Origin of the sequence: Chryseobacterium sp. 1B4, assembly GCF_036631475.1 — a bacterium.
In the GTDB taxonomy this organism is placed as follows: domain Bacteria; phylum Bacteroidota; class Bacteroidia; order Flavobacteriales; family Weeksellaceae; genus Chryseobacterium.
Genome location: NZ_JAPNUF010000008.1, coordinates 166,065 through 185,097, shown reverse-complemented (window position 1 = coordinate 185,097; position 19,033 = coordinate 166,065). Strand labels below are relative to the sequence as shown.

General features: G+C 37.9%; 23 protein-coding genes. 12 read left to right on the top strand and 11 right to left on the bottom strand.

Translation table 11 applies throughout. From position 1 onward, the window contains the following. Positions 1 to 40 precede the first annotated feature (40 nt). From OWR28_RS16975 to OWR28_RS16960, 4 genes are all read right to left on the bottom strand, one after another. A complete protein-coding gene (locus OWR28_RS16975; protein ID WP_332387673.1) occupies positions 41 to 1,261 on the bottom strand; it encodes a DNA glycosylase AlkZ-like family protein in 1,221 nt (406 codons plus the stop codon). Between the two features lie 128 nt (positions 1,262 to 1,389). Further along, positions 1,390 to 1,605: a hypothetical protein gene (locus OWR28_RS16970; protein ID WP_332387672.1), complete on the bottom strand. Its 216-nt coding sequence runs from the start codon at positions 1,603 to 1,605 to the stop codon at positions 1,390 to 1,392. Positions 1,606 to 1,767: 162 nt separating this feature from the next. Continuing rightward, positions 1,768 to 2,451 (bottom strand): serine hydrolase domain-containing protein, encoded by a 684-nt coding sequence (locus OWR28_RS16965; protein WP_332387671.1) that lies wholly within the window; start codon positions 2,449 to 2,451, stop codon positions 1,768 to 1,770. A 166-nt stretch (positions 2,452 to 2,617) separates the two neighbouring features. Further along, positions 2,618 to 3,106, bottom strand: coding sequence for a GNAT family N-acetyltransferase (locus tag OWR28_RS16960; RefSeq protein ID WP_332387670.1), 489 nt, complete (start codon positions 3,104 to 3,106; stop codon positions 2,618 to 2,620). A 505-nt stretch (positions 3,107 to 3,611) separates the two neighbouring features. Here OWR28_RS16960 and OWR28_RS16955 point away from each other — a divergent pair. Together OWR28_RS16955 and OWR28_RS16950 are read left to right on the top strand one after the other, a co-directional pair. Continuing rightward, positions 3,612 to 4,985, top strand: coding sequence for a lamin tail domain-containing protein (locus OWR28_RS16955; RefSeq protein ID WP_332387669.1), 1,374 nt, complete (start codon positions 3,612 to 3,614; stop codon positions 4,983 to 4,985). Between the two features lie 44 nt (positions 4,986 to 5,029). Next, on the top strand, positions 5,030 to 5,164 hold the full coding sequence (locus tag OWR28_RS16950) for a hypothetical protein (protein WP_332387668.1): 135 nt from the start codon (positions 5,030 to 5,032) through the stop codon (positions 5,162 to 5,164). 274 nt (positions 5,165 to 5,438) lie between these two features. On the opposite strand, the gene OWR28_RS16945 is transcribed toward OWR28_RS16950, so the two are convergent. The 5 genes from OWR28_RS16945 to OWR28_RS16930 form a co-directional block, all read right to left on the bottom strand. Further along, on the bottom strand, positions 5,439 to 5,867 hold the full coding sequence (locus OWR28_RS16945; RefSeq protein WP_332387667.1) for a hypothetical protein: 429 nt from the start codon (positions 5,865 to 5,867) through the stop codon (positions 5,439 to 5,441). A gap of 332 nt (positions 5,868 to 6,199) precedes the next feature. After that, entirely contained in the window at positions 6,200 to 6,793 is a 594-nt protein-coding gene (locus tag OWR28_RS16940) for a TonB-dependent receptor plug domain-containing protein (protein WP_332387666.1), read from the bottom strand. Continuing rightward, positions 6,754 to 8,595 carry a hypothetical protein gene (locus tag OWR28_RS16935; RefSeq protein ID WP_332387665.1) on the bottom strand — a complete coding sequence of 614 codons (1,842 nt, stop codon included), beginning with the start codon at positions 8,593 to 8,595 and terminating at the stop codon, positions 6,754 to 6,756. Before OWR28_RS16935 ends, OWR28_RS16940 begins: the two co-directional genes overlap by 40 nt. A gap of 203 nt (positions 8,596 to 8,798) precedes the next feature. Continuing rightward, entirely contained in the window at positions 8,799 to 8,939 is a 141-nt protein-coding gene (locus OWR28_RS27085; RefSeq protein WP_433985848.1) for a bacteriocin-like protein, read from the bottom strand. 88 nt (positions 8,940 to 9,027) lie between these two features. Continuing rightward, a complete protein-coding gene (locus tag OWR28_RS16930) occupies positions 9,028 to 9,711 on the bottom strand; it encodes a hypothetical protein (protein ID WP_332387664.1) in 684 nt (227 codons plus the stop codon). A 188-nt stretch (positions 9,712 to 9,899) separates the two neighbouring features. On the opposite strand from OWR28_RS16930, the gene OWR28_RS16925 reads away from it, so the two are divergent. The 8 genes from OWR28_RS16925 to OWR28_RS16890 all read left to right on the top strand — a co-directional run bounded on the left by OWR28_RS16925 (position 9,900) and on the right by OWR28_RS16890 (position 13,520). After that, positions 9,900 to 10,571, top strand: coding sequence for a hypothetical protein (locus tag OWR28_RS16925; RefSeq protein WP_332387663.1), 672 nt, complete (start codon positions 9,900 to 9,902; stop codon positions 10,569 to 10,571). 230 nt (positions 10,572 to 10,801) lie between these two features. Continuing rightward, entirely contained in the window at positions 10,802 to 10,978 is a 177-nt protein-coding gene (locus tag OWR28_RS16920) for a hypothetical protein (protein ID WP_332387662.1), read from the top strand. 56 nt (positions 10,979 to 11,034) lie between these two features. Then, entirely contained in the window at positions 11,035 to 11,250 is a 216-nt protein-coding gene (locus tag OWR28_RS16915) for a hypothetical protein (RefSeq protein WP_332387661.1), read from the top strand. A 307-nt stretch (positions 11,251 to 11,557) separates the two neighbouring features. Beyond that, positions 11,558 to 11,932 (top strand): hypothetical protein, encoded by a 375-nt coding sequence (locus OWR28_RS16910; RefSeq protein WP_332387660.1) that lies wholly within the window; start codon positions 11,558 to 11,560, stop codon positions 11,930 to 11,932. Further along, entirely contained in the window at positions 11,929 to 12,534 is a 606-nt protein-coding gene (locus tag OWR28_RS16905; RefSeq protein ID WP_332387659.1) for a hypothetical protein, read from the top strand. The genes OWR28_RS16910 and OWR28_RS16905 overlap by 4 nt, the downstream gene beginning before the upstream one ends. Further along, positions 12,531 to 12,857, top strand: coding sequence for an AAA family ATPase (locus OWR28_RS16900; RefSeq protein WP_332387658.1), 327 nt, complete (start codon positions 12,531 to 12,533; stop codon positions 12,855 to 12,857). Before OWR28_RS16905 ends, OWR28_RS16900 begins: the two co-directional genes overlap by 4 nt. An 88-nt stretch (positions 12,858 to 12,945) precedes the next feature. Continuing rightward, positions 12,946 to 13,158 (top strand): RloB family protein, encoded by a 213-nt coding sequence (locus OWR28_RS16895; protein WP_332387657.1) that lies wholly within the window; start codon positions 12,946 to 12,948, stop codon positions 13,156 to 13,158. Positions 13,159 to 13,175: 17 nt separating this feature from the next. Then, positions 13,176 to 13,520: an RloB family protein gene (locus OWR28_RS16890; protein WP_332388053.1), complete on the top strand. Its 345-nt coding sequence runs from the start codon at positions 13,176 to 13,178 to the stop codon at positions 13,518 to 13,520. Positions 13,521 to 13,715: 195 nt separating this feature from the next. On the opposite strand, the gene OWR28_RS16885 is transcribed toward OWR28_RS16890, so the two are convergent. After that, positions 13,716 to 13,949 carry a helix-turn-helix domain-containing protein gene (locus OWR28_RS16885; protein WP_142719754.1) on the bottom strand — a complete coding sequence of 78 codons (234 nt, stop codon included), beginning with the start codon at positions 13,947 to 13,949 and terminating at the stop codon, positions 13,716 to 13,718. A 90-nt stretch (positions 13,950 to 14,039) separates the two neighbouring features. On the opposite strand from OWR28_RS16885, the gene OWR28_RS16880 reads away from it, so the two are divergent. Continuing rightward, positions 14,040 to 14,585, top strand: coding sequence for a hypothetical protein (locus OWR28_RS16880; RefSeq protein WP_332387656.1), 546 nt, complete (start codon positions 14,040 to 14,042; stop codon positions 14,583 to 14,585). A 186-nt stretch (positions 14,586 to 14,771) separates the two neighbouring features. Here the strand turns inward: OWR28_RS16880 and OWR28_RS16875 are convergent, their stop codons facing one another. Continuing rightward, positions 14,772 to 15,989 (bottom strand): phage tail-like protein, encoded by a 1,218-nt coding sequence (locus tag OWR28_RS16875; RefSeq protein ID WP_332387655.1) that lies wholly within the window; start codon positions 15,987 to 15,989, stop codon positions 14,772 to 14,774. 472 nt (positions 15,990 to 16,461) lie between these two features. Here OWR28_RS16875 and OWR28_RS16870 point away from each other — a divergent pair, with 472 nt between their 5' ends. Continuing rightward, positions 16,462 to 18,966 (top strand): PIG-L family deacetylase, encoded by a 2,505-nt coding sequence (locus OWR28_RS16870; protein WP_332387654.1) that lies wholly within the window; start codon positions 16,462 to 16,464, stop codon positions 18,964 to 18,966. Positions 18,967 to 19,033 lie beyond the last annotated feature (67 nt).

Sequence of the window (19,033 nt, the reverse complement as noted above, 5' to 3'; positions counted from 1 at the left end):
CATTATTGAAGCCAATGATGCGATTTGTCTTTTCAGCAGATCAGTAAAGCTTACTTTTTAGCTTTAATCCGGACAGTTCTTTTTTTATAACAGTACCCAGTTTTGAAGGGCTTACTTTTGTCAGGACCAAAGATTCACAGCCATTGAAAACAGCAAAACGTTTTAAGGTTTCTGCAAAAGGAGTAAGCCAGAGTTCAGGGGCAGCCGTATTGTTTTCAATATGTAAATGAATAAGCTCAAGCTTTTTTTCCTTTCTGTGGGCTTTACAGTCGACTCTTCCGATAAACTGATCTCCGAACAGGATAGGAAGGCAGAAATAGCCATACTGTCTTTTTTCTTTCGGAGTATAGCATTCCAGCCGGAAGTCGAAATCAAAGATCTGTTTTACACGGTCCCGGTGAATGATAGAATTATCAAACGGAGACAGCAGCCATACTCTGGAATCTGTCAGGTCAAATGTTTTGTTCAGTGTATCATTCTGTATAAAAACAGAAGTTCCTCCGTCTGCCTTGATTTTTGATATTCTGCCTTCTTCCAGCATGCGCTGCAGCACTTCACTGACATTCTTCTTCAGTTCATTTCCTTTCCGGAGATGGGTAATCTGCTTTAATGTCGTAAATCCATAGGCGCGGAGATTGGTTTTGACCAGATATTCTGCAAATTCAAATGGGGTAGGTGCTGTGGTGTTCACAGAAGAAGGCAGTACTCTTTCAGCCAGATCATAGGTTTTCTGCATTCCGGAACGGCCGCTGATCATCAGGTCTCCTTGCATGAAAAGCCGTTCAAGGGCTAGTTTGGCAGGTTTCCAGTTCCACCAGCTTCCGGCTTTATGGCTCTCATTTTCAAAATCTCTTGCTCTTTTAGGTCCTTCATTACGGATGGTATCGGTGACATACTTCATCACTTCAGGATCCGCATTATGATAGCGGGATTCCCCACGTTTGATGGTCAGCATCTGAGGTAAAACATACCGGAAATCCTGCATGGGAAGATAAGATGCTGCATGGAACCAGTATTCAAATACTTTACGTTCCTCTACCAGCTCGTCCAGATAACCTGCCTGAAAATCAGGGATTCTTGTCCAAAGGGTATGATGATGGGCACGTTCCACCATGGATAAAGTATCAATCTGTATATATCCGAGATGCTCCAACGCGTTAAGAACGGCATCTTTTCCGGTTCCGAACGGTGTATTTCGGGTTAATCCCTGACTATCCAGCGTTGCAAGTTTCAATTGTCCTAATGCCAGCTTCTTTTCCATATCCGAAGAAAACAGGTTTGTGATGTTTTTTCAAATATAATGATTTGACACAAAAGCATTCAATGAAACCTTCACAGAAATTGATCTCGAAGATATTCATCTGAAATCAAAATAATTGAGTGGAGGTCTTATTGCTCTTCTTTGATTTCCGAAAAATTAATTTCTTTGTTATAAATTACATCAACTATATTTTTTATGAAATTTTCTTTTTGGATGCGCTCTCCATTGGTATTATAAGAAATTGAGAGATCGGCCTCCTTATTATAGATGAGAACAGTGTGTGATCCTAAGGTATCGCCGCCATGCCCGTAGAATGTAATCCCGTCAAAATCCCAGATCGCCATTCCTCTTCCCCAGCTTTCTTTCCCAATACAGGTTCCATCAGTTTCAGCGTTTCTTTTTCAGAATCATATGATGGAATAAGCTGTTGATGAAAATATTCAGATCGTAAGGTGTTGCAGAAATATCGCCTACGCCGATAACATTGAGAAAGTCTAACTCCTTTTTCAGTATACTCCAGGAATTGTTTTGATAATGATAGGGCAGGAATATATTTTTTGCCCGGGTTGAAAAGGGGCCAGATTTTTTAACCGGAGAGGTCTTACAATTTCTGACCGGACTATTTTATAAAACGGTTTCTTATATTTTTGTTCAAGGATTCCCGTTAAAAGATAATAGCCGGAGTTGGAGTAATCCACCTTTTCACCCGGCTCAAAACTTTTGCCCTGCGTGATGATAAGATCCATAATCTCTTTATCACTTGTTTTTTCGGTTGCCCATACTTCTCCATTTCTCACCAGATAATTTCCCAGCCCGCTGCTATGCTCCAATAAATTTTTAATTGTTATTTTATCAGCATTAACAATTTCAGGATAAAACTCAGAAAGCTTACTATTTAAATACAGTTTATTTTCTTCAATTAACCTGAAAATTAAAACTGCAGTAATCATTTTGGTAACAGAGCCTACCTGATATCTGGTATTCTTATCGTAAGTTAATCCGGGAATATTTTTTTGCCCGAAATTTTTAGAATAAATTTCTTTACCGTTTTTAAAAATTGACACACTCCCCACTCCCAGATTATTTTTTTCAATATAATTAAAGTAATCATCTAATTTCTCAGGATTAATGGTTTGTGAAAAAATGTAATTTGAAATAAGTAACAGGAGTAATGCAACCGTATTTTTCATTATTAGTTTTGTTGATTAATCATTGATATAACAATTGGGCATCCGCTGTATTACAGGTATTGACATTCCAGCTAAAGTCAAAAAACTTTGTCCTTACCAATAACAGTTCTACCATCACCTGATGATGAGTCAGGTGACCTAAAAAAGCAGATGTTTTATCCCTTTATCAGTGGTCAAGCCTGTAAATAAATTCCTCAATCTCGGTTTGTCTGGCATTGGCAAAGCCTTTATCTGTACCGATTCTGACAAAACCACAGTTTTCCAGGACTTTTTGCGAACCCAGATTATCAAAAGCAACACGCCCAAAAACAGGTCTTGTTGTTTCAATGGCCAGGAAATCCTTTAATGCTGCTGTGGCAACGCCTTTTCCCCAGAAAGGTTTATCGATCCAATAGGTGATTTCAGCATCACCTTCCAGGATAAACTTGGCAATACTTCCGACGATCACTGTACCGGCCATAATGGTTTGGTTGTTGACGGTGGGGTCTGCCAGCAGCCTGGTGAATTTATTGATATATGCTTCTTTATTTGCAGAATCTTTTGAAGTGAATGCTGCAAGATGATTGGCTTCAGGGTCAAGCTGGAACTCAAAAAGAGTCTCGAGATCATCCGCTACCGTTGGTCTGAGCTTTATTTCATATTGAATGTCTTTCATATTGAGTGTGGATTTGTTGATTTTCAAATATAGAACTTATTTATACTTTTTATACAACAGCCGATCTTTAAAAACAGATTTATTTTAATTACAGATGTCACAGATTTTCTCAGGTGTTTATATCTGATACTGTCATTTTATTTTTAACACTTAAGGCACTTAAGAAAAAATCAAAGATTTTTAAAAACTTATGTGAACTTATTCTACGGAAGGATATCATCTTCATCTTACTTAAGTGTTTTAAAAGCTTTGTGACTTTTGTGGTTCGTTTTTGGTCACAGATGTCACAGATGTTTACTTACAAAGCAGGACAATAATTTTATACGTAAAAATGCTTAGGTGTTACAGTACAAATACTTAGCGTTAAAATCACAGGTTTGTACTCTACCATTCATTCTTTTTTCGCCGTTACTTTGGGATGTTCAAAAGAAGCTTCAAACCCTGAACAACGGCAGCCTCCGAAAAGCCATCAAAAAGAGTAGGAACAATACCAATATTATTAATCATGAAAAATCCTGAAAGTGTTGCTCCTTTTGTAGAAGCATCACAAATTATCACAGAACTGAAAGACAGAGCTAACGAAATCCTGTCAAGTGTTTTAAGTACAGACCTGTCTGCCATCACCATTAACGGAAAAGGAAATTTCCCTTATTACTGGCAGGATCCCTCCAATCTGAAATTTAATAAGAAAACCTATGACTGGATAGCATGCAACCTGAAAGCTGATACAGAGCCGGTGCAGCTGGACCAGGTATTTACCAATTACTTCATTGATGTTTTCTCAAAAGTTAATTATTCCTTATCTGAAGAAGATACAGCAGTACTGAATGACGCCCATTCAAGGGCTACAGATCAGCAGATGGCTTTACTCACTGCCTGGGTGGGTGCCTATGGCTCACTTCCTCCTGCTACGGACACTATGCAGCCAATCGATATCATTATGGATAAAATTGCTACCGAATGGGCCAACCCTGCCACTACTTTATACCAGATCCAGAAAAGTGAGAACCTTGATGCTTTACTGAACAAAACACCGGCAAGCGGAAAGCCTATTCTTCCTGTTTTAGCCAGCTATCTGGATGCTTTGGGTGCTACCATATCCTTACAGAACAATGTGACGATGAATAACGGCTATCTGTCCAGAGTTTTAAAGAATGTACAGAATCCTAAAAAAGAAAACGGAGGACTGCAGCTGAATGACGACAGTATTTTACCCGCTTTTGAGGTGACAACTCCACTCAACCAGATTTTAAACGGTCTTAAAAATACTTCCCAGGCAGCCCAGATCGATATGGAGGTCAGCCGTGAATCCGAAAGCCGGTTCCGGGTTTCCGTACAGGGGAAAACGGGTTTTTCTATTCCTATCTTTGATTTCTTTACGCTGGGAATAGGCGGTAATGCCAATTATTTCAGTGAAAATATTGCCATCAGCAAAAATTCTATCAAAATATCGATGTCTTTTACCGGGGTTACCCTGGTGAACTTTGGTCCGAAGGATTTTAATATTGCCAGCAATTTGTACTGGGCATGGTTTGATCCTATCCGAAAAGCGCAGATCAACAGCAGAGACAAACAGGAAGAAAAACATATTTCAGGATACAAATTCTCTCCGGATCCGGCTACGAAATTCGGGCCTGACGGACCTTTCGGTTTGCTGAACGGAGTGGCAATTTCCAATTATCCAAGTGTAGAGATCACGGTAACCGGTGAAGATTATAAAAGCATTCAGAAAACCTTTGAGCAGTCTACTTCTGCAACGCTTTCTTTCTTAGGAATTCCTCTGGCAAGCGTTAAGGAATCTACCTATTCTTCCTCTTTTTCTGTAGACCATTCAAAATCTACCATCAAGATTACACTGACGCCTCCCCAAGCCTGGTAGCCGGTAATAATAAAGATTCCATAGCCTGGGTACTTGGTGCTATTGTGGATTATCCTGCCCAGGTAGGTGAAGGTGTGGAACTTCTTGATGATGAGGAATTAGTAGCGAAAGGTGCTTATCCTAATTACCAGCTGTATGAAGATAGTACCGGAACTACTTATTGCTCGGTAAAAAAGTAAAATCCCACGCAGTGGGCAGCGAATGGATAAGGGAGTGTCTGGCAGCCCATCCGGGAACAAGACCATCCGGAAAACCATGGACCAGCCCTCAACAATCAGGGGTAATATGGCCTTAACCAAACAACAAATAAACCATAAAAAAACAGACTGTCTCAACGAGGCAGTCTGTTTTTATATCAAGATTTTCTAATATCGGTATGTTTAGTCTTTTTTGCTGGTCTCAAACAGGAATCTCCAACGTAGCAGACTTTAAAAAATCTGAAGGTTTAAAATACTATTTGACAAGTAGATAGATCCCAACCCCAATGGCAGCATAGGCCGTCACTGTAAGAATATCAGCAATAGGCTGTGAAAAACGTCTTTCCGCAATCTTCTCACTGTTGATCTGGTTCTTATGGAATTTCAGATTCTTTTTGGCATTACGAACCGGATGTACTACAAGACTGTCGCCTTCCCATCGGTCAACAATGACTTTGTAGCTCTTGTTATCCACTTCAATTTTAACATTTTTACCGGCAGCCAGTTTCTCCTGAACATTAACAGGAGCAGGCGGCTGCTGAACATTCAGGTTCTGGGAAACAGGATTGTTTTTATTATTAGCCGGTTTATTGTTAGCTGCCGGATCCGCAGGTTTTTTTACCTGATACGTATAGCAGCTGGTAAGGGAACATAATATAATGATGAAATAAAGATTCTTTCGCATGAGCCAAATTTAAGAATTAAACGGAATATTTGGGAGTTTGTTTTGAAAGATCATGTTTTTTTAGAAAATTCTGTTGTGGAAGTCTCTTGACTTTGAGTCTATCAGTAAAGAACTTTCGAAATCGGAGAATATATATCAAGGTTCGGAAAGTCTTTGAAGGTAACTCTGAGGTGAGATTCTTCCTTCGTCAGAATGACGGTTATACAGGTGAAAGGCTGGCAGTCTGTAGTAGATTAGTATAAAATGAGAATGGTAGCGGTCTCTTTATGATTACTATGACTTCCGGACTCCTTCTTCAAAACTAAAAGAGAGACTTTCTCAGTCTCTCTTTATTATTTTAAAACCTGCTGGTCATAAAGAATATTGTCATCTTCATCAAAGCTTATGATCAGTACTTTAAATTGCTTTGCACTGTCATTATTGAAGAATTTGATTCTTGGCGGAACATAATCGCTGTCGAACAGATTAGGGTTCCAGTACAGGGTTTCGCGGGTGTCGTTTTCAATTTTTTCCGGGGCGTTATCATCAATCATTTCAATAGGGAATTCTGACGGTTTATCATATCCTTTGATGATGGCTGAATTGTTCTTTTTCGCTTCTTTTTCGTTGCTTTTAGGTTTCATATTCCCTCTCATCGTATAGACGGCCACGGCATCGCCTATTAATCCTGCTCCTTTAATAATTTTTACCATCGCAATGTTGTCAACAGGAAGATTGGCAATCATGGAAGCGTCTGTAGGTATTTCGTCTAAATAAAGCTTAGCCTGCTGGCCGCGGATGTAAGGTACATTAACGCCTGTGTTATTTCTCTGAAATGTAAGGCCGGCAGCTCTTCCCTGCAGCCAGTCCAGGATGTTGACTGATCCTGAAGTATGCTGGTCTTCATTCACAAAGTCAAATACAGTAGAATTGGCAGAAGTGAACATACCGCTGGACAGCTGTTTGTCAAGCTCTGCCTTCGGGTCTTTCTTTTTCCTACCAAAGCAACTTCCTGAATCTGTATGTCATTACTTTCTTTCTTTTTAATGTTTTTTTGAGTATTGATGGCTCTTGAAATTGTTGGAGGAAGCGTTTTATTTTTATCGGCTTTTACCAGTGTATATTTTGTGGGCGGGAAATTGCCTTTGAATGTTGTAGGCGTCACTAATGGTTCTGCGGTCACAAACAGATCGTCATTGCCTGATTCTTTATTTTCTGCATTGACGAATGCTGAAATTTCAAGAGGCTCACTAATGTTGAGGTTATTTAAATAAATATACCCGTTCTGATCTGTTTTAAACTGGCTGAATGCAGGCTGGCCCTGACCTGACTTTGATAATAAGTTGACTGTTGTATTGATCATCAGGGCATTATTTTTAACAGGTTTCAGCCGGTAAGAAAGATATTGCTGAGACTGGGTTTTAATGGTGGGTGCAGCTCCGCTCAGTACGGAATTCCAGTCGAATCTTTTCCAGTTTTCAGAAATAAGCAGGGCATCCAGCGCTTCAGTGTTGGCATTTTTAGAGAAATACTGTGCCGGGCTGTCTATTCTTGTTGTAAAATCTCCCGTCAGCCAAAGTCCGCTTAAAAGATTTTCTTCTTCAGGAGTTGGGGTACCATTGTCTTCACTTACGACAACCGTATAATTTTTAAAATAAGATTCAGGAGAAAGATCAATGCTGTTGAAAGCCCTTGGTGCTGTTTTCAGGCTTTGGCCTACAATTTCAGCCTTCTCAATTTTTAAATTACCGGGTTTTATAAAGCAAAGCCTCTGTGCCGCAATATGGTCCTGTTCATCAAAGATCACCAATTGTAAAATACCATTAGCCCCGTTACTGATTTTGGTAGGGATAAGGCTTGACACATCATTGGTCAGATGGTTGATATTGGCTCTGTAAGCAAGGTGATTATTGATAAGCCCGACAATTTTATACCCCTGAAGCTGTTGTTTCAGGTTAGCACCTTTCAAGGTATATTTAATCCCTTCTCTGGAGCTTGAAACCTGTATATTCAAACCGCTGTCAGCTACCGGCGGCAGGTCTATTGTCTGGCTTTTCCCCGTATTATCCCGGATGATAGCCTGGTATTTCTTTCCTGCAGCCGGAGTTATTGTAAAAGAGGCTACATTTTTATCAAAAGATGTAAAAGTGGTAACCGGAGTGTTTGGGTTCTGGCTGTCAATTACTTTTCCGGTCCAGCTTTCCGGCAGGGAAGAAGGGGATGATAATCTTACTGCAAATTTTACCGGCATACCGCTAATGAAAGTTCCTCCTTCCGGAAAGGCTTTGGCAGACCAGTCCGAACTTTTGGCAACCACCAATGATTCCGCAGAGTTCGGGTTATAAACCGGAATGGTTTTAACAATCTGAAAATCTTCATTAAAGTTGGTCATATAAGGCGTATAGGCCCTTACAAAATAAACCTGCTCCGGAAGGTCTTCTTTCAGCTGGAAATCTCCGCTGCCTTCACCATTGGTAAGGAGTACGGTTTTCCAGTCAATTAATTTTTTATCAGAATTATAAAGCTCGACAAACAGGGTAGTGGATAATGGTGAACGGTTATATCCGTCGAATACAAAACTTTTGAACCATATTTTGTCACCCGCTGCATATTGGGGTTTGTCGGTGAGTACATATACTTTTTCCTGTTCGTAATTATTCTCAAGATTGGTGATGGCTTTTTCCAGTTTGGTTTGTGCCAGTACAGGTTGTACCATTGAAAGAAGCACTACACAGAATATATTTTTCATAGAAATCTCGGCGCATTTTAATTCTGTGCTAATGTAGTTAATTAAACGTTTCGGAAATTGATATTTACAGGTTATTTCACAGGAAATCATAAAGAGGAAAATGACAGGCATATAAAAAAAGACAACTATTGAATAGCTGTCTCTTAAAGTCGTTATTTTTTAAAGTAAACCTTATTGTTTTTATTCAAAAAGGTTTTTAATTCTTACGGTTCAAGCCCTGGGCCGCCACATGAGCTATACGGAACGCATGTTAACTTATCATTGACAAAACACAGTCTTACACACTCTGATCCTCCGGCAATTGCTTTTAATTCTGCTTTGCTAAGCTTTTTTAAATTTTTCATATGTATATATTTTATGTTCCTGACAAATCTCTACATAATTATAATATGATAGATGATATTAACAAATTTTAACGTGGTCTCAATTAAATTACAATAGGTCTTCTGACCATTCATCAGCCATCTTTTCAACATAATCAACAAAGTTTTCAACGCCTTGTATTGTGTAAAAGGTGTATTCAGGCTGATTTTCAAAAACATCAACATCCTCAAACCAATGATCATGGGCAAATAATATGACCTTCCCTGAATTCTTTTCATACATTGTCATATTGCCATTGGCTTCCAGGGCAAAGCAAATAAAGTCATTATAATCTATCGGCTCTTTAGATTCTTCTTCACAGAGATTTTCATAGTATTCTTCCCATTCGCCTATTCCCGTCATACAGGCAGACTTTAAGAATAAATAGTCCTGATTATTAGTAAGGGCCGGTTCGGGCTGGTGATAAGATTCTACAATACCGCCAATTTCTTTCAGTAATAATTCATGTTCTTGTACCAGTTGAAAGTTATCCGTATTTTCTGATTCAATCCGGGTTAGCCACCCACAACTTATATTGTATTTATTGGTCCATGACAATAATCTGTAGGGCTTGCTGTTTATGCTAAAATCAAGTGTTCTGGCTTTTTGAATAAGTCGGGATAATGCAGGAAATGTTGATTTAAAGTCGTCAGAAAGATCCGGGTGCGGTTTTGTATCAGAAAATTCAACAAGGTCATTTGGTCTGATAAACCAATTGATATCTTTCTTAAAAGTCTCAAAGTCTGGATTCATTTGATTGTATTTGAAATTGAATAGATTGTAAATTTAAGTAAAATACCCCGGAGATGCCTGTAATTAATATAGTAATGCCATAATTTTTTCTATATTCAGAAAGATATGAGTATGCTCATATCTGGAAATGACTTGCTTTTTGTATTTTGTACTCTAATATTCCTGTCCATATAATTTAAAAGAAAACAATGCCGGTAAACCCAATACCTCCGGACGGAGGCCTTTTATATAAAGAAACAGATATGGCTCAGTTTTTCCCTGAGCCCTTAAATGCAATCACGGCTGTATTATTTTTAGTCATAGCCATTTTCTGGACCGTTAAACTGAAAGGTAACTTCAAAGAATATCCTTTTTTAACCTACTGTCTGGTTTTATTGTATATCGGAGCCATAGGAGGAACTGTTTACCATTCATTCAGACAGTGGCCGGTATTTATAATGATGGACTGGCTGCCTATTATGCTACTCTGCCTGTCTGCCGGATTTTATTTTGTAGCGCAAAGCACCAGATGGTACTATGCTGCTGTAATGGTTCTGGGGTATGCAGTACTGATGTTCGCTTTAAGGAACTGGATACTGGCAGATCACGCTTCTCTTTTTATCAACGTCAATTATGCCATCATGGCCTCGTTTGTCCTTTTCTCGGTACTAAGGTATCTGATGTTTACCCAATGGAAAGCCGGCAAATGGGTAGGTTTTGCTTTACTGTCCTTTGTTTTTGCACTGACCTTCCGTATCGCCGATAAATGGGAATGGTTCAGCTTCGGAACCCATTTTTTATGGCATACGTTTGGAGCGGCAGCAACGTTTTGTATGTTTAATTATATTAGTCTTACGGGGAATACAGTTAGAAAAATATAAGTGGGTTTTATTTCTGTGTACGAAATTTTCTGACTTTGAGCTGTTAATTAAGATGTCTGAAAAAGAAGTAATTAGAGTTAAAGTTTACATTATATGTACACTTTTTTTCTTATCTTTAATTAATTGAGGAATATTATGAAGACAAACAGGAAGGAAATTAAGGAAACAGATTTTTCAAAATTTACAGGTGAAGAACTTGCAGATGCTTTTGTCTTTCCTACCGATCAAATTTGAATGCGAAAGAGAAAAAAGAGGAGGAGGACTTCTGGGCAGCTCGCCGGAAACAATTTGACAATCGTACTCATCGTCAAAAAATGTATTCAAGATTGTTACAGCTAAAGTTTCAATTGGAAGACTATATAGATAGCAGTCAATATCTGGAAGCTTTTAGTTTTGGATTTTTTTAAATGAATACGTTAGCAGACAAGACAAAAAAGATAAAGATTTTGCTGTTGAGGTTGATGTGAAGCCAGCTGTACTTAGCCAGTATATTAATAATCACCGAAAGCCGACAGATGAGTTCATCATCAGGCTCGAACTACATTCCAACGGGCTGATTCCTGCAATACATTGGTTTAAGGTTATCCAAAAAGATAAAGAACATGAAATCATGACCAATCAGAAATTAAGAGAAGAAGAAAGTAAGCATGTTAAAAATAGACTTGGATTTGCTTATTAGCTTTCATTTAGTTTAAAGTGAGATAGCCTGGAACTTCAGGTTAGCCAAGACTTGCTTAAAAATCCCAACGAAAGCTGGGATTTTTTTGTTTTAAATTCTGTAACGGAAGTCTCCTGATTTTTAAGCTGGTGAAATAAGGTTTTTTTTGAACTTGCTCCGAAGTTGGGAGACTTCGGAAAGCGAGAGTAAAACCTTTTATAAATGAATAATTATGATGGAAATAATCTATCAATACTTAGCATTGATATAAATAAAAAATCGTTGTGTTATTTAAAGATTTGCGTAAATTAGTGCAAAATTTAAAATAATGCATATTCAAGAATTCAGTGTGGGTAACTTTAAGTCATTTAAAGATATCAATACGCTAAGTTTGATGGCTACGAAATCAGTTTCAAATCATAAAAATGTAGATGAAAATAATCTTTATGAAATTCCAAATTCTGGAGGTATTAAGGTAATGAAAACCAAAGCTATTTATGGTGCTAATTCAAGTGGTAAAAGCAATATTGTTAAGGCTATCACCGTCTTCATTAAAATTGTTAAAAATTCAGTAATAGATAAAAATATTCTAAATACAGTTGATAAATATAAATATTCTTCAAAATTTGAAAAAGCGCCCTCATTTTTTCAACTTGTTTTTGGGATGATAATGTACGTTACAGATATGGGTTTGAAATTTTGAAAGATGAAGTTAGCGCAGAGTGGTTATATTACAAACCTAACAAAAGAGAAGAACCCTTATTTATTAGAGAAGGACAGAAATTAATTGAAGTAAATAAAAAGAATTTTGAAGAAGGTTCTGTTATTCAGCGTTTTATGAGTTTAGATAAAGGAAATGCATTTTTTAGGCCTAATGCTTTGATTTTAACGACATTATCAACTTTTGGTTTTGCAAAGGTTTCTTCTAAATTAATTAAAGCTATGTCTTCAATTAATATTATTAATGGTTTAGGCGATTTTAATTTAATGCAAAGTGCCGGTGACAAATTAGAAGATTCAAATATGAAAGATTATATTTTGAATATTTTAAAATTTGGTGATATCGGAATTAAAGATGTAGATTTTTTCACATATGGTGATGACGATTCTGATGAAAATAATACCAAAAACAAAAAAAGTAAAAAAGATATTGTAATCTATTCCCTTAGACCCAAATTTAATGATAAAAATGAGGAAATAGATGAATATGGAGCATTATATTTCGGCGAAGAATCTGAAGGTACAAAAAAACTTTTTGAAATTTCCCCCTTTATTTATGAATCTTTTAAAAATAATACCCCTTGATTATTGATGAATTTGATGCTAGATTTCACCCATTGTTAACTAGAGAAATTATTAAACTTTTTAATACAAGAGGTTCTAAAAATCCACAATTAATTTTTACCACACATGATACAAATTTAATGGACAATAAAATTTTCAGAAAGGATCAAATTGATTTTGTTGAAAAGGATTCTTTTAGTTGTAGTCATTTGTATAGTTTGATTGAATTTAAGGGTGAAAGAAATTCTAAAACTTTTGAAAGTGATTACATTAAAGGAAAATATGGTGCAATTCCCTTTTTAGGTGATTTTACAAAACTTTATGATTTGATTGATAATGCCTAAAAAAACGAAAGCAATAAAGGTAACCGATTCGATTAAACCTTGGTTGAGAAAATCGGGGGATACGACGTATAGTATGAATTCTAAGAAAATGAAAAAAACTATACTTATTGTATGTGAAGGACAGACTGAGGAATTATATTTCAAGTCTTTTCCTGTAGTTACGTGCAGCGTTTCTGCTTTTGGTGTTGGAATGTCTAAGGATTCTCTTGTTAAAAAAACAATAGAATTAAAATCCCAAGAAGAATATGATGAAGTTTGGTGTGTTTTTGATATGGACATTAATCAAGGAAAAAAGAATTAAGTGCTTTTGACAATGCTATTAACAAAGCAAACGTAAATAATATTAATGTAGCATATTCAAATGACTCTTTTGAACTTTGGTACTGTTTGCATTTTGAATTTATTGATCAACAACATAGAAGGGAAACCTATTATAATATTTTAAGTGAAAAATTAGATTTTAATTATTTACTTGAAGGAAAAAAACAGAACTATTGTAAAGCAATTTATAAACAATTGTCCTCAATTGGAAATCAAAAATTAGCAATTAAAAGAGCAAAAAAGTTATTTTTAAGTTATGAACATTTGCCGTTTTCAAAACAAAATCCAGTAACATTAGTTTATAAATTAGTGGAACTATTAAATGATAATATTAGAATGTAATTTAGTTGAAGTCATTATTAAAGAATTATTATTTATGCACTTCTACACCTCACTGTAGAAGTGCATAGATAATAATTTTCATTCTTAAGTTTGAACGACTAAAAAGAATGAATAATAACATTCTTAAAATTTTAAATTATGTTTTCACGAAAGCTTCGAAAATTTCGTCAAAAAAAATCCCAACTTTCGTCGGGATTATTCATTTATAAGTTTAAAGAAATCAGATAAACTAATTTTTCTTGCTTCACATATTTTAAAAAGTGTTTCAACAGGTATTCTGTAATTTTCTTCGCTTTTAATTTTTCTAATGGTACTTTCTTCCACACCATGATTTTTGGCAAAAGAATTTTGTGACTTGCCTTCCTGAAGCCAAGGTATCAACCATTTCTTTGTAATGTATAAACAAATTTTTTCGTTTATATCTGTCATGGAACAAATGAAATAATTAAATAATAAAAAATTACGGTCGATCGACCGTAATTAAATTTCTTTTCATACATTTATAAAAAAATACAAATAATGAAAAAAGACAAAACAAAATTTGACTCCCGGTTTCGGGCAGATAAAAAGAGTTCCGGCTTGCGGCTTATGGAAAACTTCTTTCAGTTCAACGAGCTGGATGTTTCCAAAGAAAGGCTCAGCAACATTATGAATTATGCGGTAAAGCGAAACAGCTGGATCAACGAAGATCCGGCGGTGATCTTTGAGTTTTATCAGTCGATGAGGTCATTGATCCGGGCAGGCTATCTCGTGATGCTGAAAGAAAGAAAATGGACGGTTGATACCCGGCCGGAAAAGATTTCCCCGTGGGTTCTTGGCCTGCTTTCGGAGAAGGAATACCGGAATCCTCTGCTGGTTTTCAAAACAGCGTTCCGCGCATACACCGTTAAAGAATTTGATTACTTTATGTCCGGAATCGTCTATTTTTCAATGGGCGTCTATGAAAATCTGCCGGAAAGAAATATCGTGATGCCTTACATCCATACGGTGAAAATGCTGGATGCGGCACACCTTATTCTTCAGAGAAAAAGAGAAAAAAGATGGCTGAAATCAATTAGAAAATAAGAAAAGAGACTGTCTCAATAGTGTCATTCTGAACACAGACGAAAGTCTGCGAACACAATTCAGGAATGTAGTGAAGAATCTCATGTATTTGGGTATTAATGAGATTCTTCCTTCGTCAGAAATCAAAGATCCGATGTAGACAATGACAAAACGCAAATGATTTCACTGTTGAGACAGTCTGTTATATTATTGAGCTTTTACCTGTTCTATCTTTATGTAAACTTTGGAAAGGTTGGGCTGGGCACTGCCTGAAGTAGGCGCTCCTACCATAATGGTTGCGGTATAAGCCGTTTTTGAAGAAGGGTTACTGTCTATCCATGTGTATCTTCTATGCTCAGGTCCGCCTCCGGCTCCGTCTATAATCCCTACATTTCCCCAGTAAGCACTTCCTATTGCTCCTGTGCCCTGAGGAACCCAGGACGTTGATGAATCTGCCATACCGCCCCATACTCCTGAAGTAATATTGTTTGTGGTTACCGCTGAACCAATATAACCGCCATATTCGGTGTTATAATTCCAGTACAGATTAACGGTGGATCCTGTATTATTGTACAGCTGTACATTAGGAATTGCAGCGGTTGTACCACTGGTGGTATCAAATATTACCCTGATGGAATACTTACCGTCCGGGGTTGCAAGAGGTAGGGTATACGCTTGTTTACCGTTGGCATCGGTGGTAAGGGTAGGATATCCCATTACAGCGACAGGTGTAATGTCTGCACGGCTGCTGTTTCCCACGGTAGCGGTACAGTTTTGCGCTGCTGTTAAGAAAGAAACCGTACTGTTGGTCATGGGAATAATCATGTCATTGGCAGTAGTGGGAGTGCCGCTTACTGAGAATACCAGTTCGCCATCACCAAATTCTAAGGTTCCCGGTCTTAGCTGGAAGGTCAGTCCGTTGATGGTAAAAGGAGTTCCTGAATTATAGGCCCCGCCGTTTCCTCCGTTATAAGTAACCCTCAGGTTTCCGGTGAAAGGAGTACCGGGAGTATAAGTAGAAGGACTTAAGTAAGCTGTACTACATTGTAATGCAGAAATTGCCGGAGCTACAGCATTGGTTGCCTGTGTAAGCCTTTGCCATACGGTTCCGTCAAAATAATAATAGCCCATCGCAGTAACATTGACACGCTGTCCTGCGGTATCTCCGCCCGTGACGTCCGTAATATAAATCAAAGCTCCGGTCTGATTGCTGCCATAGGTAGCAGTATTGGCTGTAAGCTCAGCTCTGGTAAGCCTTGGGGCCTGTAATCCGAATGTTTGGGTGTTATTCGTAATCACTCCTGAAGTATCTCTTGTAGCAGATACATCCAAAGTTGTTTTAGGCGAGGTTGTATTAATACCTACCTGGGCAAATGAAAGCCCTGAAATGAGAATAGCAGTCAGCTGTGTAAATTTTGTTTTCATATAAAGGTGTTATTGGGTTAATTCAAATATAACTTTTTTTATGAAAAATAAAAAAACGCCTTTGTAATTGATAAAAATTAACTAATTGTTCATGTTATGTTTGATTGTTGTGTGTATTTCCTTCCTAAAGATTTTATCTTTTTAATCTTCTTATTGTAAGGGAGCTAAAGAGTAATTTAACCTGATTGTTTAGCTGAAGTTCCAGGTATTTAAGTTATTGACTTGATATGCTTTGTATATGAGAACTATCCTTAAGTTTCGTTGAAAATAAAAGATATTCATCTTAAGTGAACTTTCGTGGGGCAGTTACTCCTACTTTCTAAAGTGTATTAAAGTATTTTAAAAATAAAATTTTGTGACCTTTGTGATTTAATGAAAAATTTAAATCATTTTTTGTGAAATTCACAGTCTGGTTCTTTTAATTTTGAAAGAAAGATGATTTACTTATATTTGTTCCGCAAAGTAAAATTAAATGTTTAAAAAAGTAAGCACTGTATTTATCCTTGGATTTTATACGGTTTTTTGTTCTGCCCAGCAGGTCCGGCCTTTAAAATCATCTGAAATTTACCGCGACCTCAAAACCCTTAAACATCTTCCTAAAGTCTTATACCTTGCGGCACATCCTGATGATGAAAATACAGGACTGCTCTCCTGGTTAATCAACGATCAGAATGTTGAAACAGGCTACCTGTCTTTAACCAGAGGGGATGGTGGTCAGAATTTACTGGGTACAGAGCAGGGGGCTGCATTGGGGTTAATCAGAACACATGAGCTTTTGGAGGCAAGAAAATTAGATGGTGCCCGGCAGTTTTTTACCCGTGCCATTGATTTCGGATTTTCCAAAAATACGACAGATACTTTTAAACAGTGGAATGCAGACAGCATTACGGCGGATGTGGTTAGGGTAATCCGTCAATTCCGTCCGGATGTTATCATCTGCCGTTTTCCTCCTACTGCGGCGGCAGGCCACGGGCAGCATGCGGCTTCAGCGGTGGTGGCAGAAAAAGCTTTTAAACTGGCAGGAGATAAAAACGCTTTCCCGGATCAGCTGAAATATGTGAATGTATGGCAGCCAAAACGCGTATTGTGGAATACTTTCCGCTTTGGCGGAGTTAATACAACCGCTGAAAATCAATTGAAAGTTACCGTTGGGCAATATGATGCACAACTGGGAATGGGGTATGGTGAACTGGCCGGATTAAGCAGAAGCTTACATAAAAGCCAGGGTGCAGGAACGCAGTCTGTAGCCGGTATCAGAACTGAATATTTTTCACATGTTATTGGCGAGCCTGCAAAAACAACCCTTTTTGACGGAGTGACTAAAACCTGGACTTCACAGGGAAATGCTGATATTGACCAGGCATTGGATACAATTATCTCGGCTTTCAATTTCAATGAGCCGGCCCGGAGCTTACCTGCGTTGCTTGCTTTGCGGAAAAAGATCATGATGTTAAATGACTCAGATCTGAAAAAGGATAAAATTAAATCTCTTGACCATATTATTTTAAGCTGTGCCGGGTTTATGGGTGAGGTGGTTACCCAGCAGGCTGAAGCTGTTGCCGGGGACCATTACAATTTCAGGTTAAACCTGATTTCCAGAACTGCAAATCCTGTCGTTTTAGAAGATGTTAAATGGTTAAATCAATCAGAAAGTTTCAACAGAGCGTTATCAAAAGATTCTTTAATTACCATTCAGCATGACATTCAGATTCCCACGGATGCAGCACTTACAGAACCTTACTGGCTGGCAAATCCACCTGCAGATGCGGCAACTTTCTCTGTTCCCGATGAAACTTTAGTCGGTTTGCCTGAGGCAGAATCACCACTGAATGTTTGGGTTGGTTTAAAAATCGGCCCGGAAAAGTTTCAGGTTAAGCTTCCTTTATCTTTCAAGAAATTAGATCCGGTGCGCGGTGATGTGGTGGAAGCCTTGCGTATTGTTCCTGCTGTGGAACTGAAATTCACACAACCGCTTTATCTGGTTAAAGAAAATGAAGATTTACATCTGAGCTTAAATCTTAAGGTGAATTCTGATAAACAGTTCAGTAAAGGTAACCTAAACCTTATGTATAACGGAGAAAGGTTAGGGGGCACCGATGTAAATCCGTTCAACGGAAAAGATTTTACCGTTGATTACGTTATTCCGAAAACTAAGCTTGCTTCAATAAACTCATCCCGTTTGCAATTGGATGCCGGTTTTGTTGCAGATGGAGTAACTTATAATAAAAAACAGGTATTAATCCAGTATCCGCATTTACCTTCCTTACAATATTTCGCCCCAGCAACGGTAACCGTAATGAAGGGGGATATTCAGGCAAAGGTTAAGAAAGTGGGGTACATAGAAGGTGCAGGAGATTTTATTCCTGAATTCCTGCGCATTGCAGGCGTTCAGGTAGATGTATTGAAAGACGGGGACTTTTATGGCAATACAGATGCATCCGGTGGAAACAGCAGTCAGAACAAACTGTCGCAATATGATGCCATCGTGCTTGGTGTTCGTGCCAATAACACAGAGAAGAAACTGGGCCGCTGGATGCCTTTTTTATGGTCTTATGTGAAAGCAGGAGGTAACCTGGTGATGCAGTACAATACCAATCAGGATACAACCGTTGACCAATTGGGAATGTATAATTTCAGTATTGCCAATAAGCGTGTTACCGAAGAAAATGCTGCGGTTACGTTTTTAAATCCCAATCATAAATTACTGAACTTCCCGAACAAAATTACGGCCGAGGATTTTAAAGGCTGGGTACAGGAGCGTGGTGCCTATTTCCCTGCCCAATGGGATGCCGCATATGAACCGCTTTTTGAAATGCACGATACGGATGAAGAGCCGCTGAAGGGATCCACTTTATATGCCCGATACGGGAAAGGTAATTTTATCTATACACCGCTGGCATTTTTCAGGCAGCTGCCTGCAGGAAATGCCGGTGCGGCACGTTTATTTTTTAACTTTTTATCTGCACAGAAAAACTGATGAACAGGAAACTTAAAAATTGGAATACCTGGTATCTGTTATTAGCAGCTGCATTGGTATTGCAGAT